The 19,364-nt window shown below is 67.0% G+C and carries 15 protein-coding genes and 1 pseudogene; 7 read left to right on the plus strand and 9 right to left on the minus strand.

What is annotated here, in order from left to right:
- Positions 1-5: 5 nt before the first annotated feature.
- Both AC5P6A_RS09570 and AC5P6A_RS09575 read right to left on the minus strand, forming a co-directional pair.
- Positions 6-1,214, minus strand: coding sequence for an NAD(P)/FAD-dependent oxidoreductase (locus AC5P6A_RS09570; RefSeq protein ID WP_111098670.1), 1,209 nt, complete (start codon positions 1,212-1,214; stop codon positions 6-8).
- Positions 1,215-1,226: 12 nt separating this feature from the next.
- Complete coding sequence (locus tag AC5P6A_RS09575; RefSeq protein ID WP_134735157.1) at positions 1,227-1,721, minus strand: lipocalin family protein; 495 nt, start codon at positions 1,719-1,721, stop codon at positions 1,227-1,229.
- A gap of 182 nt (positions 1,722-1,903) precedes the next feature.
- Here AC5P6A_RS09575 and AC5P6A_RS09580 point away from each other — a divergent pair, with 182 nt between their 5' ends.
- The gene (locus AC5P6A_RS09580; protein WP_021201923.1) at positions 1,904-2,152 is read left to right on the plus strand and encodes a hypothetical protein; all 249 of its coding nucleotides are present in this window, start codon (positions 1,904-1,906) and stop codon (positions 2,150-2,152) included.
- Between the two features lie 87 nt (positions 2,153-2,239).
- Entirely contained in the window at positions 2,240-4,669 is a 2,430-nt protein-coding gene (locus AC5P6A_RS09585) for a DUF3772 domain-containing protein (RefSeq protein ID WP_346715036.1), read from the plus strand.
- Between the two features lie 517 nt (positions 4,670-5,186).
- Here AC5P6A_RS09585 and AC5P6A_RS09590 read toward each other — a convergent pair.
- Both AC5P6A_RS09590 and AC5P6A_RS09595 read right to left on the minus strand, forming a co-directional pair.
- Positions 5,187-7,292: a phosphoglycerol transferase I gene (locus tag AC5P6A_RS09590; protein WP_346715037.1), complete on the minus strand. Its 2,106-nt coding sequence runs from the start codon at positions 7,290-7,292 to the stop codon at positions 5,187-5,189.
- 243 nt (positions 7,293-7,535) lie between these two features.
- Positions 7,536-9,182 (minus strand): annotated as a pseudogene (locus AC5P6A_RS09595) (ABC1 kinase family protein); the annotation flags it as partial.
- A 207-nt stretch (positions 9,183-9,389) separates the two neighbouring features.
- Between AC5P6A_RS09595 and AC5P6A_RS09600 the strand changes: the two are divergent.
- Complete coding sequence (locus AC5P6A_RS09600) at positions 9,390-10,316, plus strand: DUF808 domain-containing protein (protein WP_134735160.1); 927 nt, start codon at positions 9,390-9,392, stop codon at positions 10,314-10,316.
- A gap of 95 nt (positions 10,317-10,411) precedes the next feature.
- On the opposite strand, the gene AC5P6A_RS09605 is transcribed toward AC5P6A_RS09600, so the two are convergent.
- A complete protein-coding gene (locus AC5P6A_RS09605; RefSeq protein WP_171952547.1) occupies positions 10,412-11,950 on the minus strand; it encodes a GGDEF domain-containing protein in 1,539 nt (512 codons plus the stop codon).
- Between the two features lie 94 nt (positions 11,951-12,044).
- Between AC5P6A_RS09605 and AC5P6A_RS09610 the strand changes: the two genes are divergently transcribed.
- The 3 genes from AC5P6A_RS09610 (at position 12,045) to AC5P6A_RS09620 (ending at position 13,982) form a co-directional block, all read left to right on the plus strand.
- Complete coding sequence (locus AC5P6A_RS09610) at positions 12,045-12,692, plus strand: Rossmann-fold NAD(P)-binding domain-containing protein (RefSeq protein WP_495222302.1); 648 nt, start codon at positions 12,045-12,047, stop codon at positions 12,690-12,692.
- Positions 12,692-13,399 carry a helix-turn-helix transcriptional regulator gene (locus AC5P6A_RS09615; protein WP_346715038.1) on the plus strand — a complete coding sequence of 236 codons (708 nt, stop codon included), beginning with the start codon at positions 12,692-12,694 and terminating at the stop codon, positions 13,397-13,399. Before AC5P6A_RS09610 ends, AC5P6A_RS09615 begins: the two co-directional genes overlap by 1 nt.
- 196 nt (positions 13,400-13,595) lie before the next feature.
- Positions 13,596-13,982, plus strand: coding sequence for a VOC family protein (locus AC5P6A_RS09620; protein ID WP_329842433.1), 387 nt, complete (start codon positions 13,596-13,598; stop codon positions 13,980-13,982).
- Positions 13,983-14,117: 135 nt separating this feature from the next.
- Here the strand turns inward: AC5P6A_RS09620 and AC5P6A_RS09625 are convergent, their stop codons facing one another.
- Genes AC5P6A_RS09625 through pdhA form a run of 4 tightly spaced genes read right to left on the minus strand, consistent with a single transcriptional unit; the run spans position 14,118 to position 18,009 of the window.
- A complete protein-coding gene (locus AC5P6A_RS09625) occupies positions 14,118-15,515 on the minus strand; it encodes a dihydrolipoamide acetyltransferase family protein (protein WP_346715039.1) in 1,398 nt (465 codons plus the stop codon).
- Complete coding sequence (locus AC5P6A_RS09630) at positions 15,512-15,865, minus strand: SH3 domain-containing protein (RefSeq protein ID WP_005411349.1); 354 nt, start codon at positions 15,863-15,865, stop codon at positions 15,512-15,514. Before AC5P6A_RS09630 ends, AC5P6A_RS09625 begins: the two co-directional genes overlap by 4 nt.
- 1 nt (position 15,866) lies before the next feature.
- Positions 15,867-16,934 (minus strand): alpha-ketoacid dehydrogenase subunit beta, encoded by a 1,068-nt coding sequence (locus AC5P6A_RS09635; protein WP_005414714.1) that lies wholly within the window; start codon positions 16,932-16,934, stop codon positions 15,867-15,869.
- The gene (gene pdhA, locus AC5P6A_RS09640; protein ID WP_049401686.1) at positions 16,927-18,009 is read right to left on the minus strand and encodes a pyruvate dehydrogenase (acetyl-transferring) E1 component subunit alpha; all 1,083 of its coding nucleotides are present in this window, start codon (positions 18,007-18,009) and stop codon (positions 16,927-16,929) included. Before pdhA ends, AC5P6A_RS09635 begins: the two co-directional genes overlap by 8 nt.
- Before the next feature lie 335 nt (positions 18,010-18,344).
- On the opposite strand from pdhA, the gene AC5P6A_RS09645 reads away from it, so the two are divergent.
- Positions 18,345-19,220, plus strand: coding sequence for a tryptophan 2,3-dioxygenase (locus AC5P6A_RS09645; RefSeq protein WP_010482684.1), 876 nt, complete (start codon positions 18,345-18,347; stop codon positions 19,218-19,220).
- Positions 19,221-19,364: the final 144 nt, after the last annotated feature.

Here is a 19,364-nt window from a genome sequence, read left to right on the forward strand (position 1 = left end):
GCAGGTCACAACCGCCCGAATCCGAACAATCCCTCCAGCGCATGCCTGCGCCGCTCGATCCGGGCCCGCAGCAGCTGCGCGCCGATCATCGAATAGGTGATGCCGTTGCCGCCGTAGGCCATGGCGAAATGCACCCGCGCCCCCCACTGGTCGTGCGGGCCAAAGAACGGCAGGCCGTCGGCGGTTTCAGCGAAGGTGCCGGCCCAGGAGAACGCTGGTACCGGATCCAGACGCGGGAACCAGTGCAGCAGCTGATCCATCAGCTTGTCGGCCTTGTGCTGCACGCGCCGGTCGCGGCGAGCCGGAATGTCGATGGCGTCATCCAGCCCGCCCACCAGCAGGCGGCGGTCGCCGGTGGCGCGCAGGTACAGGTACGGGCGTGCGCTCTCCCACACCATGGTGTTACGCAGCCGGCCGAGCGCGCCCGCATCAATGGGATCAGTGATGAAGGCATAGCTGCTGCGGTTGCGTGCGACCCGCTGCTCGAGCCAGCGCTGGCTGGCGTAGCCCATCGCCAGGACCACATGGCGGGCGCGGACCGTGGCGCCGGCCTCGGTCATTGCGGTTACGCCCTGCGCGCCGGGCTTGAGCGTGTGCAGCACCGTGCGGTCGTGCACATGGCCACCGCGCCGGCGCACCCGTTTGAGCAGGCCGTAGGTAAGGCAGTAGGGGTCAACCCGGGCCGCCTGGCGGGTCAGCAGGGCGCCACCGGCGTCCACGTCGAAGCGTTCGCGAAGGGCTTCGCGGTCCAGCCAGCGGGCGTCCAGTCCAATGCCGCGGCGCGCAGCACCTTCGGCCATCAAGCGCGGCACGTCGCGCCGCCGGCTGGCCAGATACAGGCTGTCCATCTGCCGGAAATCCACGTCCTTCAGCCCACGTGCCACTTCGCCCAATGCCGGGATCGCATCGGCACAGGCACGGTAGGCCAGGGCGGCCGCATCGTTGCCATAGCGCTGGGCCAGCTCCAGCAGGTGGGTGTCGATCTCGTACTGCAGCAGCGCGGTGCTCGCGGCCGTGCTGCCCCAGCCGATGTCGCGCTGCTCGATCAAGGCCACGTCATGGCCATGCCGGGACAGCTCGTCGGCGATGAGTGAACCGGTGATGCCGCCACCGACCACCAGCACGTCGCAGCGCAGGTCCTTTTCCAGCGGCGGGAACGCCTGGATCAGTCCGTTGCGTATGGCCCACCACGGGTAGCCACTTTTCAGGTCCATGAAGTGTGCTGCTCAGGCGGTCGGGTGGCCGGTATGCGGGGTCTGGATCAGTTCGGACAGATCGAAGCCCTGCAGGCGCGCTGCGGCCAGATAATGTTCCTGCACGGTGGCGTCCAGCTGCGGCTCGCGTGCCAGCAGCCACAGGTACTTGCGATCCGGGCTGCCCACCAGCGAAACGCTGTAGTCCGGGGCGATCTGGATCACCCAGTAGTCGCCCTTGGCAAACGGCAGCCAGCGCAGGCCCTTGGGCAGGAAGCTGACTTCCAGGCGCGCGCTGTCGTTGTCGACGGCGCAGGCCTCGCCGGTTGCCTCTTCGATCTCGCCGTCCATGCGGCAGCGGTTGGTGACGCCGACGTTGCCGTTGTCGAGCAGGGTGTAGTGCGCCGACACGTCGGTGCAGCCTTCCGGCTCGTGGCGCATCGGCAGACGGGCGATCTCGTACCAGGTGCCCAGGTAACGGGGCAGCTTGAGGTCGGGGACGGTCTTCAGCGGCGGGTGGTCGGTCATCGGCAGTGGTGGCAGGGGTGGGTCTCCACGATGCCGATGGGCTCGCCATGGGCGGGTGAAGCCGGGGCGATGGCTGTGTCCAGAACGTTCCGTCGCCGCTGCGACGTGCCTGTTGCCACCGGCCTGGCGGTATCCTGCCGCCAGCGCCGTGTTTTCCTGATCCAACCGAGGTGGAGGTGCCGATGTACCAGGTGATCCTGTTGAAGAGTGAATCCGCGTTCGCGCGCGAACAGTGGCCGCAGGTCGATGACCTGGTCGACTACGAGGGCGTGAGCTACAGCCTGCGTGCCGGCCCGCGCCAGCCGCTGCCGACCGACCACGACTGGTACCCGGTGGCGGTGTATGCGCCCGATGAGATTACCGAGGAAGAGTTCCAGGACTGGTATGCCCTGCAACAGCCGACGGTGGAAGAGTTGCGCCTGAAGTACTGACGCCCGACGCTGACGGGGCCGCCCATCCGCTGTTGACCGCCTGTGCCGTATAGTCGCGCGCAGGCGCGGTGGTCCGCGCGAACTGGTATGTCTGGCGTGTCTTCTTTCCTGCGATCGATCCGTGCACGGGGGCCCTGGCTGGCCCTGCTGCTGTGCACTGCCTTCCTGCTGTCCGCACCGGTGCTGGCACAGGATGAGGACCCCACGCCGAAGCAGCAGCTGGCGGATATCGATGCAAAGCTGAAGGAAGTCGACCGCAAGCGTGGTGATGCCGCGGCCATCGAAACACTGGCCATGCTGTCAGAGGATGCTTCGAAGGCCCGGCGTGACGCCGAGGCGCTGGAGAAGTCGCTGCAGCCGCAGCTGGACCGCCTCGACGAACAGCTGGCGCAGTTGGGCACGCCTGCCGAGGGCGCCACCGAGCCGCCCGAACTGGCGGCGCAACGGCGCAACCTCAACAAGCAGCGCGATGGGCTGGCCGCATCGGTGGCGCAGGCCAAGGCCAGTGCCGTGCGTGCACAGCAGCTGGCGGCGGACATCGAGCAGCAGCGCACCGCACAACGTACGGAAGAACTGGGCCAGAAGGTCGCCTCGCCGCTGTCGCCTGCGTTGTGGAGCAAGGTGGCCGAGCGCCTGCCGATCGATATCGCGCGCGTTGCGCCGTTGGCCGAGCAGGGGCGTGACGCGCTGGTCGCCGGCATCCGCACCAATGGCTGGGGTACGCCGTTGCTGGGCCTGCTGGCCGCGCTGGTGATGATGTTCCCGCTGCGGTTGTGGCTGCGTAGGCTGGGGCGGCAGTTCGCCGCGTCCGAGCGCGCGCCGGACGGTCGCCTGCGGCGATCCGGCCTGGCCATGTGGCTGCTGCTGGTCGGTACGCTGCTGCCCGGCTATGCCGTGGTGGTGCTGATGGCAGCGCTCGATGCGATCGATGCCATCGCGCCGCGTCTGCAGATGGTGGCCGACGGCCTGGAGACGGCCACCTTCCGCGCCGCCTTCATTGCGGCGCTCAGCGCGTGCATGCTGGTACCCAAGCGTCCGTCGTGGCGGTTGCTGAATCTGGATGACACCGCCGCACTCAAGCTGCGCAAATACGCCTGGGGCGCGGCGGCGCTTGCCTGGCTGAGCACGGTGCTGGTGGCCCTCGACCAGGCTACGCGCACCAGCGACGTCACCACGGTGGCGTTGGACGGCCTGATTGCCCTGACCTACCTCGGCCTGATCATGGCCATGCTGGTGACCCTGGCGCGCCTGCATCGGCGGCAGACCGCCGAAGCCGAGGCCAAGCTGGAGGCACAGGCCGATGGCGTGGGTGCGGCAACGCCGGTGCGTCGCAGCAGCTGGCTGGTACTGGCACGCGTAGCGGGCAACGTCGCGGTGGTGGCCGCCATCGCCGCGACGTTGATGGGCTACCTGAATTTCGCCAAGTTCGTGAACCAGCAGCTGATCGGCGGCAGCATCGTGGTGCTGGCGGCGACCCTGCTGTTCAAGTTCGTCGATGACCTGAGCACCTGGATGCTAAACGCCGACAGCAAGGTCGGCCAGACCATCCTGCTCAGCACCGGCCTGAGCGTATCGCGGCTGGAACAGGCGGGCGTCCTGCTGTCGGCGGCGTTGCGCACCATCGTCGTACTGATCGCGCTGCTGGCGCTGGTGGCACCGTTCGGCAACATCGGCGCGGTGGTGGAGCGCTTCTCCTCGCTGTTCACCTCTGGATTCGACATTGGCGGAACCAAGCTGGAGCCGGTGCGCATCGTGCTGGCGGTGCTGGTGCTGCTGGCTGGCCTGGCCGTTACCCAGCTGGTACAGCGCTGGCTGACCGACACCTACCTGCCCAAGACCGAGCTGGACCTGGGCGCGCGCAATTCGGTGAGTACCGTTGCCCGCTATGTGGGCATCATCATCGCGGTGATCTGGGCGCTGTCGGCGATGGGCCTGCAGCTGAGCAAGCTGGCATTGCTGGTCAGCGCGCTGTCGGTGGGTATCGGTTTCGGCCTGCAGGTGATCACCCAGAACTTCGTCTCCGGCCTGATCCTGCTGGCCGAGCGGCCGGTGAAGATCGGCGACTGGGTGAAGCTGGGTGACCAGGAGGGCGACATCCGCCGCATCAGCCTGCGATCGACCGAGATCCAGGTGGGCGACAAGTCGACGCTGATCGTGCCCAACTCCGAGCTGGTCACCAAGACCGTGCGCAACATGACGATGGGCAACAACCAGGGCCGCATCCAGATCCAGTTCGCGGTGCCGCCCAGCACTGATGTCGGCAACCTGCGGCAGGCGCTGCTGGATGCGTATACCGCGCACACCAACGTGTTGCAGCAGCCGGCACCGACGGTTTACATCGACAGCATTGCCGGTGGCCAGATCACCATCAACAGTTTCGCGTACGTGGCCAGCCCGCGTCAGGTCTATGCCACCCGCAGCGATCTGTACTTCAGCCTGCTGCAGATCCTGGCGGAGCGGAACATCCCGCTGTCGACCCCGACCGACATCCACATCACCCGCGATCCGCAGGAGTAGGGGGTGTTCTGCAGGGCTGCGCCCTGCACCCGCTACGAACAGAAGCAACAGCAACAGCGTGCATTCCGTGGGATGGTGGGGCGATGTCGGAGTGCGGGGACGCCGTGAATCCGTCCATGGAGGCTTGGCAGCCGCATCCATGCGGCTGACACCCCGCACTCCGACACCGCCCCACCTCTGACAGATTCCTGCGGCTGTCGGTAGGTGTCGACCTTGGTCGACATTTCTGTCAGATATCGAAATCAATCTGGGATCAGATCCGTTTTTCTCCGGAAAACGGATCTGATCCCATCGGCATGTCCAACAGACCGCAGCAAACTGTCGAAGGCGGTGTGGGTCCGGTTGCGGGGGCGTGAGCCGCATGGATGCGGCGACCGAGCTTACATGGACGTACTTGCAGCGTCCCCCGCAACCGGACCCACACCGCCAAACCACGGAATGCCCGCTGTTGCCGTTGCTGTTGCTCTTGCTTCGGCCGTTGCTTCGGCGGGTGCAGGGCGCAGCCCTGCAAAGAACCCTACCCTCGCGGTCGGCTGCGCGACGGCACCAGTGCGAACGTATCCACCGCCAGCTTCTCGGCATGGTTCAACCACGCGCGGATCTCCAGATCATCCACTTCGTGGTCCAGCCCGAACGTCACGTTGATCTTGCCGTCGGCATCGGGCTGCACCCACTGCTGGGCCAGCACCACCTTGCGCTGCGACGACACCGCTTCGATCCAGAAACCACGATCCGGGCGCGTACTCGCCACCAGCTGCAGCATGTACTGGCCGGCACGGGTACGGCGGCCCTTCTGGGTGATCATGTGCGCCTGGCGCACGCTCGGTCGCGGTCCCTGGAACGCATCCAGCGGCGCATCCACGGCGATGCCGGCACGCAGGTCGTTGTCGCGGTACAGCTTGATGCCGTTGTCGCGGTTGACCAGCAGCGCACACCAGTCGCCGTCGGCCGAGCCGTCCTCGAACGCGGTGCAGCGATCAACATAGGCCAGCGTGTTGTCCGGATCCGCGTCATCGAACTGGCGCGAGGTGTTCTCCAGGTAGACCGACTTCAAACCCCAGTCCTTGTCGTACTCGAGCAGCACCGGTGGCTGCACGTGCTGCAGGCCGACCACCACCTGGTCGTCGCCGTCGATCTTCAGTTCACGCGTAGGTTCACCCAGCCACAGCGAACGGGCGAACGCCAGATACTGCGGGTAGTCGCGGCCCTGGTCGCGTCGCGCGGCCACACTGGCGCTGGGCGCGCGCTGCGGGTCGATCAGTGAACGGCCGAAGCCCATCGTCTTCAGGTTCGGGTCCAGCAGGCTGAGCAGAGTCGCACCCGAATCCAGCGTGGTGCCGGCGTCGGCGCTGAGCTGCTGCGGCGCAATGCCATCGCCCAGGAACAGCAGCAGGTTCTCGCGCTTCTGCCGGGTCAGGATGTGGGTCAGATCGTTGGGCATCGCCAGGTGGTCGGAGGCGATCACGATCAGCGTGTCCTTGCCGTACGGGCTGGCCTGGATGCGTTCGACCAGCTGCGAGATCAGCCGGTCACTGCATTTGAGCGCGTTGAGCATGTTGATGTTGCCGTACTGGCTCTGGTAGCGCTCGCCCTTGCACGACACCGGCAGATGGCCCGCCGGGTGGTGGGTGTCCATGGTGAGCGTGGTGAGCATGAACGGCGAGCCGGCGCGCGAGAGCTCTTCGAAGCGCTGGTAGGCGGTATCCAGCAGCACGTCGTCGTGCACGCCCCAGGCCGAGTAGTGGATGCGACCGATCTTTTTCTGCTGCTTGAACCAGGCGAGGTCATGCACTTCGTCAAAACCGTGGCTGGCCAGGAACTGGCCCTTGCCGGCGAACTGGCCGTTGGCTCCGCCCAGGTAATGGTTGGTATAGCCCTGCTGCTTCAGGTAGTCGCCCAGGCACACTGCCTTGGGCAGGAAGCTACCCATCCGGTCCATGCTGTTTTCATCGCCCTGCGAGGTGGTCAGAGGCACGCCGCACATCGACGACACCAGACCGGCGATGGTCCAGCCGCTGCCTTCGGCCGAGGCAAGGCCGCGCACGTCCAGCGACTTCGTGGCCAGGCGGTTGAGATTGGGCATCAGGCCCGGGAACACGTTCTCGTCCAGGTAGGTGCGCTCCAGGCTCTCGCCGTAGATCCAGACGATGTTGCGTGGGCGCTGCAAGGGCTGCGTCGGCACTTGATACTCGGGGGCGATGCGGGAGAAGTCGACCGGGCGCAGCTGCTGGTACAGGCGTTGGCCGTCGCGGGCCAGCGGGCTGATCATGATCGTGGCCACCCACACGGCCGCGAAGCCCGCGAACAGCGCGCCACCGTGGCCGGGCCGGCGCCAGCGCTTCACCCGCGTGGCGAACAGCGGCAGCAGCGAGACCAGCGCCAGCACGATGAAGCCGGCGATGTAGCCCTTGAAGTCGGAGACACCGGCGCCTTCCATGTCGGCGCCGAGGTGGTACAGGGTGGCAGCGTTGAGCCCATCACCGGACAGCTTGTCGATCAGCCACCATGCGCTGAGCATGAGCAGCAGCAGCGAGAACGCACTGGCCTTCCACCACACCCATTTCTCGGACGCGAGGAACAACCAGCACAGCAGCAACAACGACAGCAGCAGTATCCAGAGCATAGGCAGCTTCGGCAGTGACGGGGTGGTGGTGATGGACGTCGTACCGACGCGTGTCCATCCGACCGGCGCTGCCGCAAGCACATGCATGTGACAGGCCGATGACCCGATAGTGCATGCACGAACCTGACTGAAATGTTTGTTGAAATGACGCGCGCGCAATCGCGCTCAGAAGGTAAAACAAGCGTGAAAGGCTTCGTTGGATTACATTAAAAACCGCATGAATACGTGTTTTTCCCCGATTCGCTAGCGATGCCCGCGTTCTTCGCGTGCCCGCGCACGACGGTCGAACAGCAATGCACTGGTTACGATGCCAAGGCCGAGCACCACGCCGATGAACAACAGAATCAGGGCGATGAGCGGATAGCCGAACAGGTGCCAGCCGGTGTCGATCTTCATCATCATCGCGGCGGCCATGATCAATGCCGCGCTGATGATGCCGGCCGCCACGCGGTTGGCGATCTTCTGCAGGTTCTCCATCAGCCGCGATTCTTCCAGGCCGGTGACCTTCATCTGCAGGCGGTTCTCGGCCAGCAGCGCCATGATGTCCGACAGCTTGCGCGGCCCATCACGCAGCAGCTGCTGCAGCTCCATCGCCTCGCTGGCGATGTTGGCTGCGGACAGTGATTTTTTCAGGCGCGCACGCATCACATGCTGCAGCTGGCGCTCGACGATGCGGCGGGTATCCAGTTCGGGTGCCAGCAAGCGGCATACGGTTTCCAGGTTGAGCAGTGCCTTGCCCAGCAGGCTCAGTTCCGGCGGCGTGCGCAGTCCGCAGGCGGTGGCGATGCGCACCATGTCCAGCACCACGCGGCCTTCGGAGAACGTGCCGCTGGCGGCGTAACGCGCGATCAACTGGCCGGTCTCGCGCAGATAACGTTCCTCGTCGAACGCCTCCAGCCGCGTGCTGATGCTGATCAGGTCGTCAGCCACTTCCTCGCCACGGCCATCGACCGCTGCGAACAGGATCTTCAGCAAGCGCTCGCGCAGGCGCGGCGGCATGTGCGCAACCATGCCCAGGTCGAAGATCGCCAGCCGTCCATCGGGCATCACCCGCAGGTTGCCGGGGTGCGGGTCGGCGTGGATCTCGCCGTGCACGAAGATCTGGTCCAGGTAGCCGCGGATCAGCGCCGCCGCCAGCGGGTCCATCGATTGTTCGGTACGGCGCACATCGGGAATCGCATCCACGCGCACGCCGGTGGCCAGTTCCATGGTCAGCACGCGCTGGCTGCTGTAGTCCCACAGCGGCTGCGGAATCCACAGGCGGCGGAACGGCTTCAGGTGTCGGCCGAAACGGGCCAGGTTCTCGGCCTCGGCGTGGTAGTCCAGCTCCTGCATCAGGGTCTTTGCGAACTCGTTGAGCCAGTCGCGCAGGCGCACGCGGCGGCCCACCTGGGTCAGGTGGTCGGCGGCCAGCGCGAAGCTGCGCAGCGCCTCCAGGTCCGAGCGAAGTTGTGCGGCCACTTCAGGCTTCTGCACCTTCACCGCCACCTGGCGTCCGTCGTGCAGCACGGCCCGATGCACCTGCGCGATCGATGCGCAGCCCAGCGGCTCGGGGTCGAACGCGGCAAACAGTTTGTTCACCCCTACGCCCAGCTCCTGCTCGATGATGGCGTGGATGCGCTCGACGGGAATCGGCGCTACCTTTTCCTGCATGCGCTCCAGCGCCGTGGCGAACTCTACCGGCACCATATCCGGGCGCGTGGACAGCATCTGGCCCAGCTTGACGAAGGTTGGCCCCAGCGCTTCCAGATCACTGACGAACTGTTCCGGGTTGCCATCTGCCGGTACGTCGGCCGGATTGCCCGCGGCATCCAGGTTCATGCCCGAGAACACCCCTGAATGGCGATAGCGCATCAGCAGGCGCAGGATCTGGCTGCGCCGGTTCATGCCTTTGACCAGCGGAGGATTGCCATTGGCGGTGGGCGGATTGCTCAAGCGGAACTCCCATGCGACGAAGACAGGTAGCGCCGGCCACGGGCCGGCAATGTCCGGATTCCGCAGTGTCGCCGGGGGGCGGTGGGCACGCGGTGAATCCGACGTCTTCCGCAGTCCACACCGGATCGGTCAGAATCCGCTCATTCCCTCTCTGGACTTCCCATGGCCGGTGCCAGCCTGTTCGCCCTGCTCGACGATATCGCCACCCTCCTCGACGATGTCTCGGTCCTGACCAAGGTCGCGGCGAAGAAAACCGCCGGCGTGCTGGGCGACGACCTGGCGCTGAACGCGCAGCAGGTGACCGGAGTCAACGCCAACCGTGAACTGCCGGTGGTGTGGGCGGTGGCCAAGGGCTCGCTGGTCAACAAGGTGATCCTGGTACCGGCAGCACTGGCGATCAGCGCCCTGGAGGCCTGGCTGCGCAGCCGCGGCTGGAACGTGCCGCTGATCGTGCCGCTGATGATGATCGGTGGTGCCTTCCTCTGTTTTGAAGGCGTGGAGAAGCTGGCGCACCGCTTCCTGCACTCAGCTGAGGACGACGCCGAGCATCAGGCCGAACGGCGCAAGGCGCTGGCCGATACGCAGGTGGACATGGTGGCGTGGGAGAAGGACAAGGTGAAGGGCGCGATCCGCACCGATTTCATCCTCTCGGCCGAGATCATCGTGCTGACCCTGGGGGTGGTCGCCACCGCATCGTTCACCAACCAGGTGGTCACGCTGGCCGTGGTTGCACTGGCGATGACGGTGTTCGTCTATGGGCTGGTGGCGGGCATCGTGAAGCTTGATGACGTCGGCCTGTACCTGTCGCGCAAGGGTGGGGCTTTGGCCGCCTTCGGTCGCGGCCTGGTGGCCTCGGCGCCGTGGCTGATGAAGTTTCTGTCGGTGGCTGGCACCATCGCCATGTTCCTGGTCGGTGGCGGCATCCTGGTGCACAACGTGCCGGCGCTGCACCACGCGGTGCAGGCGCTGGGCGGCGAGGGGCAGTGGGGCTGGCTGGTGAGCGCGGTGGGCAACATGGTGGTCGGCATCATCGCCGGCGCCATCGTGCTGGCAGCGGTGACCGGGTTCCAGAAGCTGCGCGGGAAATGATCTGTAGAGCCGAGCCCACGCTCGGCTGCTCTACGGCGCTGCGCGCCGCCGCCCGAGCATGGGCTCGGGCGCTACAGCGTCTGCACGCTGGATCATCAGCCCGCCTGCACCCGGTTCTTGCCTTGCCGCTTGGCCGCATACAGCGCGTCATCGGCGCGGCGCAGCAGTGTCTCGGTATCGTCACCGGGTTGCCATTGCGCCAGCCCGGCGCTGAAATGCACCGGCACGCGCCGGTCCTGCACGGTCAGCACGCGGTGCGCCAGTGAACGTTGCAGGCGCTGCACGGTGGCCATGCTGTCGGCGCCCTGGGTTTCCGGCAGCACCAGTACGAATTCATCGCCGCCCAGCCGCGCGATGCCGTCGGTGGCGCGCAGCAGCAGCTTGCACACGGCCACCAGGTGCTGCAACAGCGCATCGCCGCCGGCATGCCCATGCGCGTCGTTGGTCAGGTGGAAATCATCCAGATCGATCACCGCCACGCCCAGCGGCGAGTTGTTGCGCATGGCACGCGCCAGTTCACGCTGCAGCAGTTCGTCCAGGCCGCGGCGATTCAGTGCCTGGGTCAGCGGATCGATACGCGCCAGGTCACCGGCAGCACGCAGTTCCTGCTCCAGCTCGGCAATGCGCTGCTCTGCGCGTTCCACTTCCTGCCGCGCGCTGGCCAGGTGATCGCGGGCCTGCGCGGCCTGCTGCTGCACCTTGCCGGTATCGCGCATCACCTCCTGCAGCAGCTGGTTGAGGTCGGCGATGCTGCGTGCCTCGCGCAGCTGCAGGGCGTAGCTGCCGATGCGGTCGTGGTATTCACCGGTGCTGGTGGCCATGCCATCCATGCGTTCGATGAACTCGCCCATCAGTCCGCGCATCGCGGCCTTCGAATCATCAATGCCCTGGCGCAGCAGGCCCTGCTTGTAGATCACTTCGCGCAACTCGGCGCGGGTGCGCTCGACCGCTTCGGCTTCCAACGGACCGTCCAGCAACTGGCGCACTGCCGCGATCTGGCCCTGCAGCCAGCTGCGGTCATCCAGCAGCTCGCTCACGTTCTCCAGCAGCAACGCGAACAGCTCCAGCAGCAGCGCCTGCTGCTCCTGCCAGCTCTCGGCACGCACACCGACCTGGTGGCCGAGTTCGCGCACTCCTTGTTCGATCGGCTCCAGTGCGGTACCCGGCTGCCACTGGCGCAGGCGCAGGGCCAGCGCCTGCGCTTGCTCGCGCAGGTCCGGGTCGTGCTGCAGCAGGGCCACCACCGCACCGCCCAGCAGCAGCCGCAGCTGCTCGGACAGGCGCAGGCTTTCCGGCTGCCCGTCCGGCGAATGCTGCTCGATGGTGCGGATGTACTTGTCGATCAGCTGCCGCATCGCACGCCCATAGCGCGGCCAATCGGCGCTGGCCTGTGCGGACTGCAGGCGGTCGCCCATGTCGCCCAGCTCGCCCGGCAGGGTGGCCATGCCGTTGGCGAACGCCGCCAGCAGCGGTTCCGGCGCGTCGGCGCCTGCGAACAGCTGCTGCAGGGCCACGCCACCGCCGCCCTGCAGCACCACGCGGTCACCCAGCCCATCGTCCACCACCGCGCGCACGCGTGCCGGCGGTCCAAGGGCGGTACCGGGGGCAGGGCGGTGGTCGGGCTGGTCCGTCATGGAGCGAATCCTGGGGGCTGGCAGGGACTGGTTCCAGCATATCGGCGCGGCCGCCGACGGCTTGAACGGCTAGGATGGGCGACAGGATGCCGCAGTGGAGGTGGTGATTCGCGTGATGTTGCTGGGGGCGACCGGCCTGGTCGGCGGGCTGACCCTGCGCAGGCTGCTGGACGACCCGCGCTGCAGCGCCGTGGTTGCCCCGACCCGCCGCCCGCTGGCGTTGACTCACGGGAAGCTGGAGAACCCGGTACTGGCATTCGACGCGTTGCCTACTTCGCCCGAGTGGGCGCGCGTGGACGCGATCATCTGCGCGCTGGGCAGCACCATGGCCCAGGCCGGCAGCCGCGAGGCCTTCCATCGCATCGATCATGACTACCCGCTGGCGTTCGCACGCCTGGCAAAAGCACAGGGGGCGCAGACCTATGTGCTGAATTCCGCAGCCGGCGCCAACCCACAGTCGTCGATCTTCTACAGCCGGGTGAAGGGCGAGCTGGAGCGTGATCTGCGTGCGCTGGGCTTCAATTCGTTGACCCTGGTCCGCCCAGGACTGATCGGTGGCGAGCGCAACGAGGTTCGCCGCGGCGAACGCCTGGCACTGACGGTGCTGGGTGCACTGGGGCCGGTGTTGCCACGGGCATGGCGGATCAACCCGGCCAGCGAAATTGCCAGGGCGCTGGTCGAGGCTGCGCTGGCCCCGCAGCCGGGCGAGCACGTGGTGGCGTCGCGCACGCTGGTCGGCTGATGTCGCGAGCGCTGCGCCTGACCCAGCTGCTGCAGCTGCTGCGCCGTCATCGACGGCCGGTGGCCGGGCAGGCGCTGGCCGAAGCGCTGGGCATCAGCCTGCGCACGCTATACCGCGATATCGAGACCCTGCGCGAGCAGGGCGCCGACCTGCGTGGCGAGGCCGGCGTCGGCTACCAGCTGGCACCCAGCGATACCCTGCCGCCGATGACCCTGCCACCGGCCGAGATCGACGCGCTGGTGCTGGGCCTGCGCTGGGTCGCGGCCCGCACCGAGCCTGCGCTGGCCGAGGCCGCACGTGATGCCCTGGCGCGTATCGCGCATGTGCTGCCAGCCGCGCGCCGGGAAGCCTTGCGTGATAGCGGCCTGCGCGTGGGCCCTTCGCGCATGGGAACCAAGGTGCCCGCCGCACGTCTGCAGGTTATGCGTGAAGCAGTCAGCGCGCAGCAGCGCCTGAAGTTCGGCTACGAGGACGCGCAGGGCCAGCGTACCGAGCGCACCGTCTGGCCGTTCGCGCTGGGCTACTTCGATGAAGTGCCGATGCTGGCGGCGTGGTGTGAGCGCCGCGAGGATTTCCGTCATTTCCGGCTGGACCGCATCCGCCAGGTGCGTGTGCTGGAGGATCACTACCTCGTGCCACGCGCCACCCTGCTGCGGCGGTGGCAGAAGGCACAGGGCATCGCACCGGACTGGTTGGACCGCTCATAACCACAGCAACAGCGGGAAGCGGGCGGGGGGTAGAGTCGACTGTTAGTCGACTATCGCGCGCAGCGGGGGGGGGGGGCAAGCAGGCTGAAGGAAGAGCAGTCGACTGACAGTCGACTCTACCGATAGACGAATCTGCTGACAGAATCTGTCAGCAGGCCCGTACCACCATGATTGCTCCCAACAACGGAGCCTCCCCATGTTCAAGCCCAGCACCCTGCTGCAGTACGTGCGCGACGTCGCCACCAGCGCCACTTTCTACAGCGGCATCCTCGGCAAGCCGCCGGTCGAGCAGTCGCCCGGCTTTGCCCTGTTCCTGCTCGGCGATGGCGCTGCACTGGGCCTGTGGCAGCGCGACGGCGTGCAGCCGCCGGTGTCCGCGCAGGCCGGCGCCGCCGAACTGGCGATGGTGGTGGCCAACCCGGAGGCTGTGCAGCAGATGCACGATGCGTGGCGCGCTCTTGGTGTGGAGATCCTGCAGGCGCCGGTGACGCTGGAGTTCGGCCACACTTTCGTTGGGGCAGATCCTGATGGCCACCGCCTGCGGGTCTACAGCCGTGCCGAGGGCTTGGTCGCGCGCGATTGATCGCCCGCATTGTGTAGATCCACGCCATGCGTGGATGGAGCGCGACGGAGCAGGCACAAAAAACGCCGGGCAATGCCCGGCGTCTTCTCTAAGTCATGTGCCAACCAAGGTTGGCACCCACCGATCAGATGCCGATCAGCTGGCCAGCGCCAGGTCGTCCATCATCGCGCGCAGGAAGCGGGCGGCTTCACCACCGGTAGCCGCGCGGTGGTCGAAGGTGACCGACAGCGGGATTACCTTGTGCGCTTCCACGCCGCCCATCACCGGGGTCATCTGGTGGCGGGCACGGCCGGCACCGACGATGGCCACGCACGGCGGCACCACGACCGGGGTCGCGTAGCGGCCGGCGAACATGCCGAAGTTGGACAGCGAGATGGTGTAGCCGCTCAGTTCCGAGGCGGCGATCGAACGCGATTCCACCTGCTCGCGCAGGCGATTGACGCCTTCGCGGATGCCGCGTGCATCGAGCATGTCGGCATTGCGCAGGGCCGGCACGAACAGGCCGTCGTCGGTGTCCACGGCGATGCCGATGTCCACCTGGGCGTGCAGGGTGCGGGTCAGCGCTTCACCGTCGAACCAGGCGTTCATGGCCGGCACCTTCTGTGCGGCAACGACGATGGCGCGAACCAGGCGGGCGGTGACGTCGTTGCCCGGCAGCCAGGCGTGGATGTCGGCGTCGTCGTTCAGCGTGGTCGGCACGACCTTGCTGTGCGCGTCGGCCATCACGCGGGCCATGTTGCGGCGCACGCCCTTCAGCGGTTCCGGCTGGCCCTTGGCGACCACGCCCGGCGGCTGGGTGCGCATCGGCTTGCCGGCGGCAGACAGCGGGGTGCGCGCTTCGCTCTGCACCGGGGCAGACACCTGCGCCGGGGCCGGCGCGGCATACGCGGCGGCAGCGACCGGTGCCGGAGCGGCGCCGAGCTTGGCGGTGCCGTTGGCGGCGGCCTGCTTGACGTCGGCCATGGTCACCGCGCCATCGGTGCCGGTGGCAGGCACGCGGCTCAGGTCCACGCCCAGCTTGCGCGCCATCGCACGCACGGCCGGGACGGCCTTGACGCCTCCAACGGCCAGCGCCTGTTCGGCATGCACGGCATTGGAGCTCTGCATGGCGCCAACCACGGTACCGGCATCGTCACGCTCGGTCGCGGCAGGCTTGGCTTCTTCCGCGACCACCGGTGCGGCCGCAGCCGGCAGCGGCGGCGGGGTCGGTGCGGCAGCCGGCGCGGCCGGTGCGGCGTGGCCATGGCTGTGGCCGGTGTCCTGGCCATCGGCGCGCTGCGGCAGGTTCGGGTCCAGTTCGAAGCTGGCCAGCACCGAGCCGGTCGGGATGATGTCGCCGGCGCCGCCGGACAGCTTCAGCACCTTGCCGGAGAACGGCGAGGGCACTTCCACCACGGCCTTGGCGGTCTCCATCGACACCAGCGGCTCGTCCAGCTTGATCACATCGCCTTCCTTGACGAACCACTCGACGATGGTCGCGTCCGGCAGGCCTTCGCCCAGGTCGGGCAGGTTGAAGTTCTTGGTCTGGCTCATTTGCAGTTCTCTTCCAGCAGTTCCAGTTCGCGGGCCGGCAGCCAGCCCGTCGCGCCATTGGCGCGCTCGGACCACCACCACCCACCGTGTTCGTGATGAAGCTTCACCATCTCGCCGCTTTCCACATCCAGCTCGCGGGCGTCGTAGTCGCACAGCGCTTCGGCGCGACCCTCGTCCAGCAGCTGCAACCAGGCGATGGGCGCCCAGCCAGCGCGCCCATCGTTGGTGCGTACCCAGGCAAACGCCGGCCATTCCTCGTCACGCACACCTACTTCGACGATCTGGCCGGTGTGGAACCGCAGCGGGTTGGGATACTGGCTGCGGTAAGCCCCCAGAAGGCGGGCCCGCATGTCAGCCGGCCGCCACCGCGCGCTTGGCCGCAGCCACGATCCGCTCAACGCTCGGCAGGTACTTCATTTCCAGGCGGAACAGCGGAATGTGGGTGTCGTAGCCAGTGACGCGCTCGACCGGGGCCAGCAGGTCGTAGATCGATTCCTCGGCCAGGCGCGCGGCGATCTCGGCGCCGAAGCCCGCGGTTTTCGGGGCCTCCTGCACGATCACGCAGCGGCCAGTCTTGGCCACCGATTCGGCGATGGTGGCGAAGTCCAGCGGACGCAGCGTGGCCACGTCGATGACTTCGGCACTGATGCCTTCGCCGGCCAGCTTGTCGGCCGCTTCCAGCGCTTCCTTCACCTGCGCACCCCAGGTCACCAGGGTCACGTCGGTGCCGTCGCGCAGCACGAAGCAGACGTCCAGCGGCAAGGCTTCGCCGTCGTTGACGACCACTTCCTTGTACTGGCGGTAGATGCGCTTGGGCTCCATGTAGATCACCGGATCCGGCTCGCGGATCGCGGCCAGCAGGAGGCCGTACGCACGCTGCGGCGACGACGGCAGCACCACGCGCAGGCCCGGCACGTTGGTGAAGATCGCCTCGTTGGCTTCGCTGTGGTGTTCCGGCGCGCGGATGCCACCGCCCCACGGCACGCGCAGCACCATCGGGCAGTGCAGGCGGCCACGGGTACGGTAACGCAGGCGTGCGGCGTGGCAGACGATATGGTCGACCATCGGGTACATGAAGCCATCGAACTGGGCTTCTGCCACCGGCTTCATGCCCTGCGCAGCAAGACCAATCGTCAGGCCGGCGATGGTGGTTTCATCCAGCGGGGTGTCGAGGATGCGGTCCGAGCCGAAGCGCTGCTGCAGACCGGCAGTGGCACGGAACACGCCGCCGTTGACGCCCACGTCTTCGCCCAGCACCAGCACCGACGGGTCGTGTTCCAGCTCCCAGGCCAGCGCCTGGGTGATGGCTTCGATGAGGGTGATCGGGGTGGTGGTCATGCTCTCTTCTCCGCGCGCGACCGCAGCGCTGTCGGCGGCGTTGGTGTGCGCGCCGGGCGCGCCGTTCTTGATCTCATCCATGGCGCTTCTCCAGGGCGATCGCCTGGGCACGCTGGGCCAGCAGGTCCGGCGGCGGATCGGCATACAGGAAGTCGAACATCGCCTCGACCGGCTGCACCGGCGTGTTGAGGTACAGGTTCACTTCCTCGTCCACGCGCGTGCCGCACTCGGCAACCCAGGCGGTTTCCTCTTCTTCGCTCCACACACCGGCGTTGATCAGGTACTTGCGCAGGCGCAGCATCGGCTCGCGCTGCCAGGCATCCTTCACCTCGGCGTCGTCGCGGTAGCGGCGCGCGTCATCGGCGGTGGTGTGGTCGGACAGGCGGTAGGTCATCAGTTCCAGCACGGTGCCACCGTCGCCGGCCAGCGCACGCTCGCGTGCCTGCTCCATCGCCGCCAGCACGGCGATCAGGTCATTGCCATCCACCTGCAGGCAGTGCAGGCCGCCGGCCAAGCCCTTCTGCGCCAGCGTTTCGGCACCGGTCTGGGCCGAGCGCGGGACCGAGATGGCCCAGCCGTTGTTGACGATGCACAGGATCAGCGGCAGCTTGTAGGCGCCGGCCGAATTCAGTGCCGCGTAGAAGTCGGTCTTGGAGCTGCCACCGTCGCCGCACACCGCCACCGCGATCTGCGGTTCCTTGTTGAGCTTGAACTTCAGCGCGGCACCGGCGGCATGCAGGCACTGGGTGGAGATCGGCACGCAGAACGGGAAGTCCTTGGCCGCGTTGCCGCCGTAATCGTTGCCGCGTTCGTCGCCGCCCCAGTACATCAGCACGTCGTGCGGGCGCACGCCACGCATGAACATCGCGCCATACTCGCGGTACGAAGGCGCGAACACGTCGTCCTTCTGCATCGCCGCGCCGATACCCACGTGCGCGGCTTCATGGCCCAGGCAGGCGGCATAGGTGCCCAGCTTGCCGGTGCGCTGCAGCGCGATGGATTTGCTGTCGAACGTGCGTACGAACAGCATCTGCTTGAACAGCGGTACCAGGACCTTGGGGTCGCGCAGCGACGCGGGCAGGTCGTCACGGACGAGCGTGCCGTCCGTGTCCAGGTACTGCAGGTATTCGATCTTGAATTCAGCGGCAACCGTCATTGCGTACTGCACCTTCGACAGAGAAGTTACAAATGATATGAATCGCCATGTTAAGGAACGCGTACGGAATAGCCTTCCTGCGCCGCAACACGGGGATTCCCCGTTTTACCCCTGCCGGCGGGTGGGGGGCCAATAACAACAACGTATTCAGTCGTTGCTGCAAAGCATCAGAATACGCCTCTGGCTGACCGCCAGTACAACGGCCTGGACGGTTCCACGCGCAGGCCCGGGATCGGCCGATGCTCCACGGCCAACCGCACGCTCCGGTATGGACCCGGCGGCTGCCAGCGCGGCGGCAACGCGCTACCCTTGCCGCCCCCGATCTGGTCCCGCCCATGTCCGTCGACAACAACCAACGCGATCTCGAAGCCGGCATCCACACCGACCTGCAGGGACGCCTCACCTACGGCGGCTACCTGCGGCTGGACCAGCTGCTCAGCGCGCAGCAGCCGCTGTCCAGCCCGCCGCACCATGACGAGATGCTCTTCATCATCCAGCACCAGACCTCGGAGCTGTGGCTGAAGCTGCTGGGCCATGAGCTGCGTGCCGCAATCGGCTTCCTGCAGCGCGATGAAGTCTGGCAGTGCCGCAAGGTGCTGGCGCGCAGCAAGCAGGTGCTGCGCCAGCTGACCGAGCAGTGGTCGGTGCTGGAAACGCTGACCCCGTCCGAGTACATGGGCTTCCGCGACGTGCTGGGCCCGTCGTCGGGCTTCCAGTCGCTGCAGTACCGCTACATCGAGTTCCTGCTGGGCAACAAGAACGCGCAGATGCTGCAGGTGTTCGAGCATGACCCGGCCGGGCAGGCGCAGCTGCGCACCGTGCTGGAGGCGCCGAGCCTGTACGAGGAGTTCCTGAAGTACCTGGCCCGCTTCGGCCATGCCGTGCCGGCGGTCTACGAGGCCCACGACTGGACCCAGCCGCACGTGGCTGACGACGCATTGCAGCCGGTCTTCGAACGCATCTACCAGGACACCGACCGCTACTGGCGCGAGTACGCGCTGTGCGAGGACCTGGTGGACCTGGAGACCGCCTTCCAGCTGTGGCGCTTCCGCCACATGCGCACGGTGATGCGGGTGATCGGCTTCAAGCGCGGCACCGGTGGCTCGTCCGGCGTGGGCTTCCTGGCCAAGGCACTGGAGCTGACCTTCTTCCCCGAGCTGTTCCAGGTGCGCACCAGCCTGCAGGCCGCGCCCCCGACAGCGCTGGGTTGATCCCCATTCAGCTTGGATCCCAGCCGGCGGCTGGATCGTTTCAGATGCAAGTTCAGGGAGCAGGCTGCCACCTGCCTCAAACGGCGTGTATTTGACGTGAACGCCAGAAGTCGGTGATCCTCGCGCGTTGCTTCAACTGCACAG

It is taken from the genome of Stenotrophomonas sp. YJH_SMC_20 (assembly GCF_059367845.1).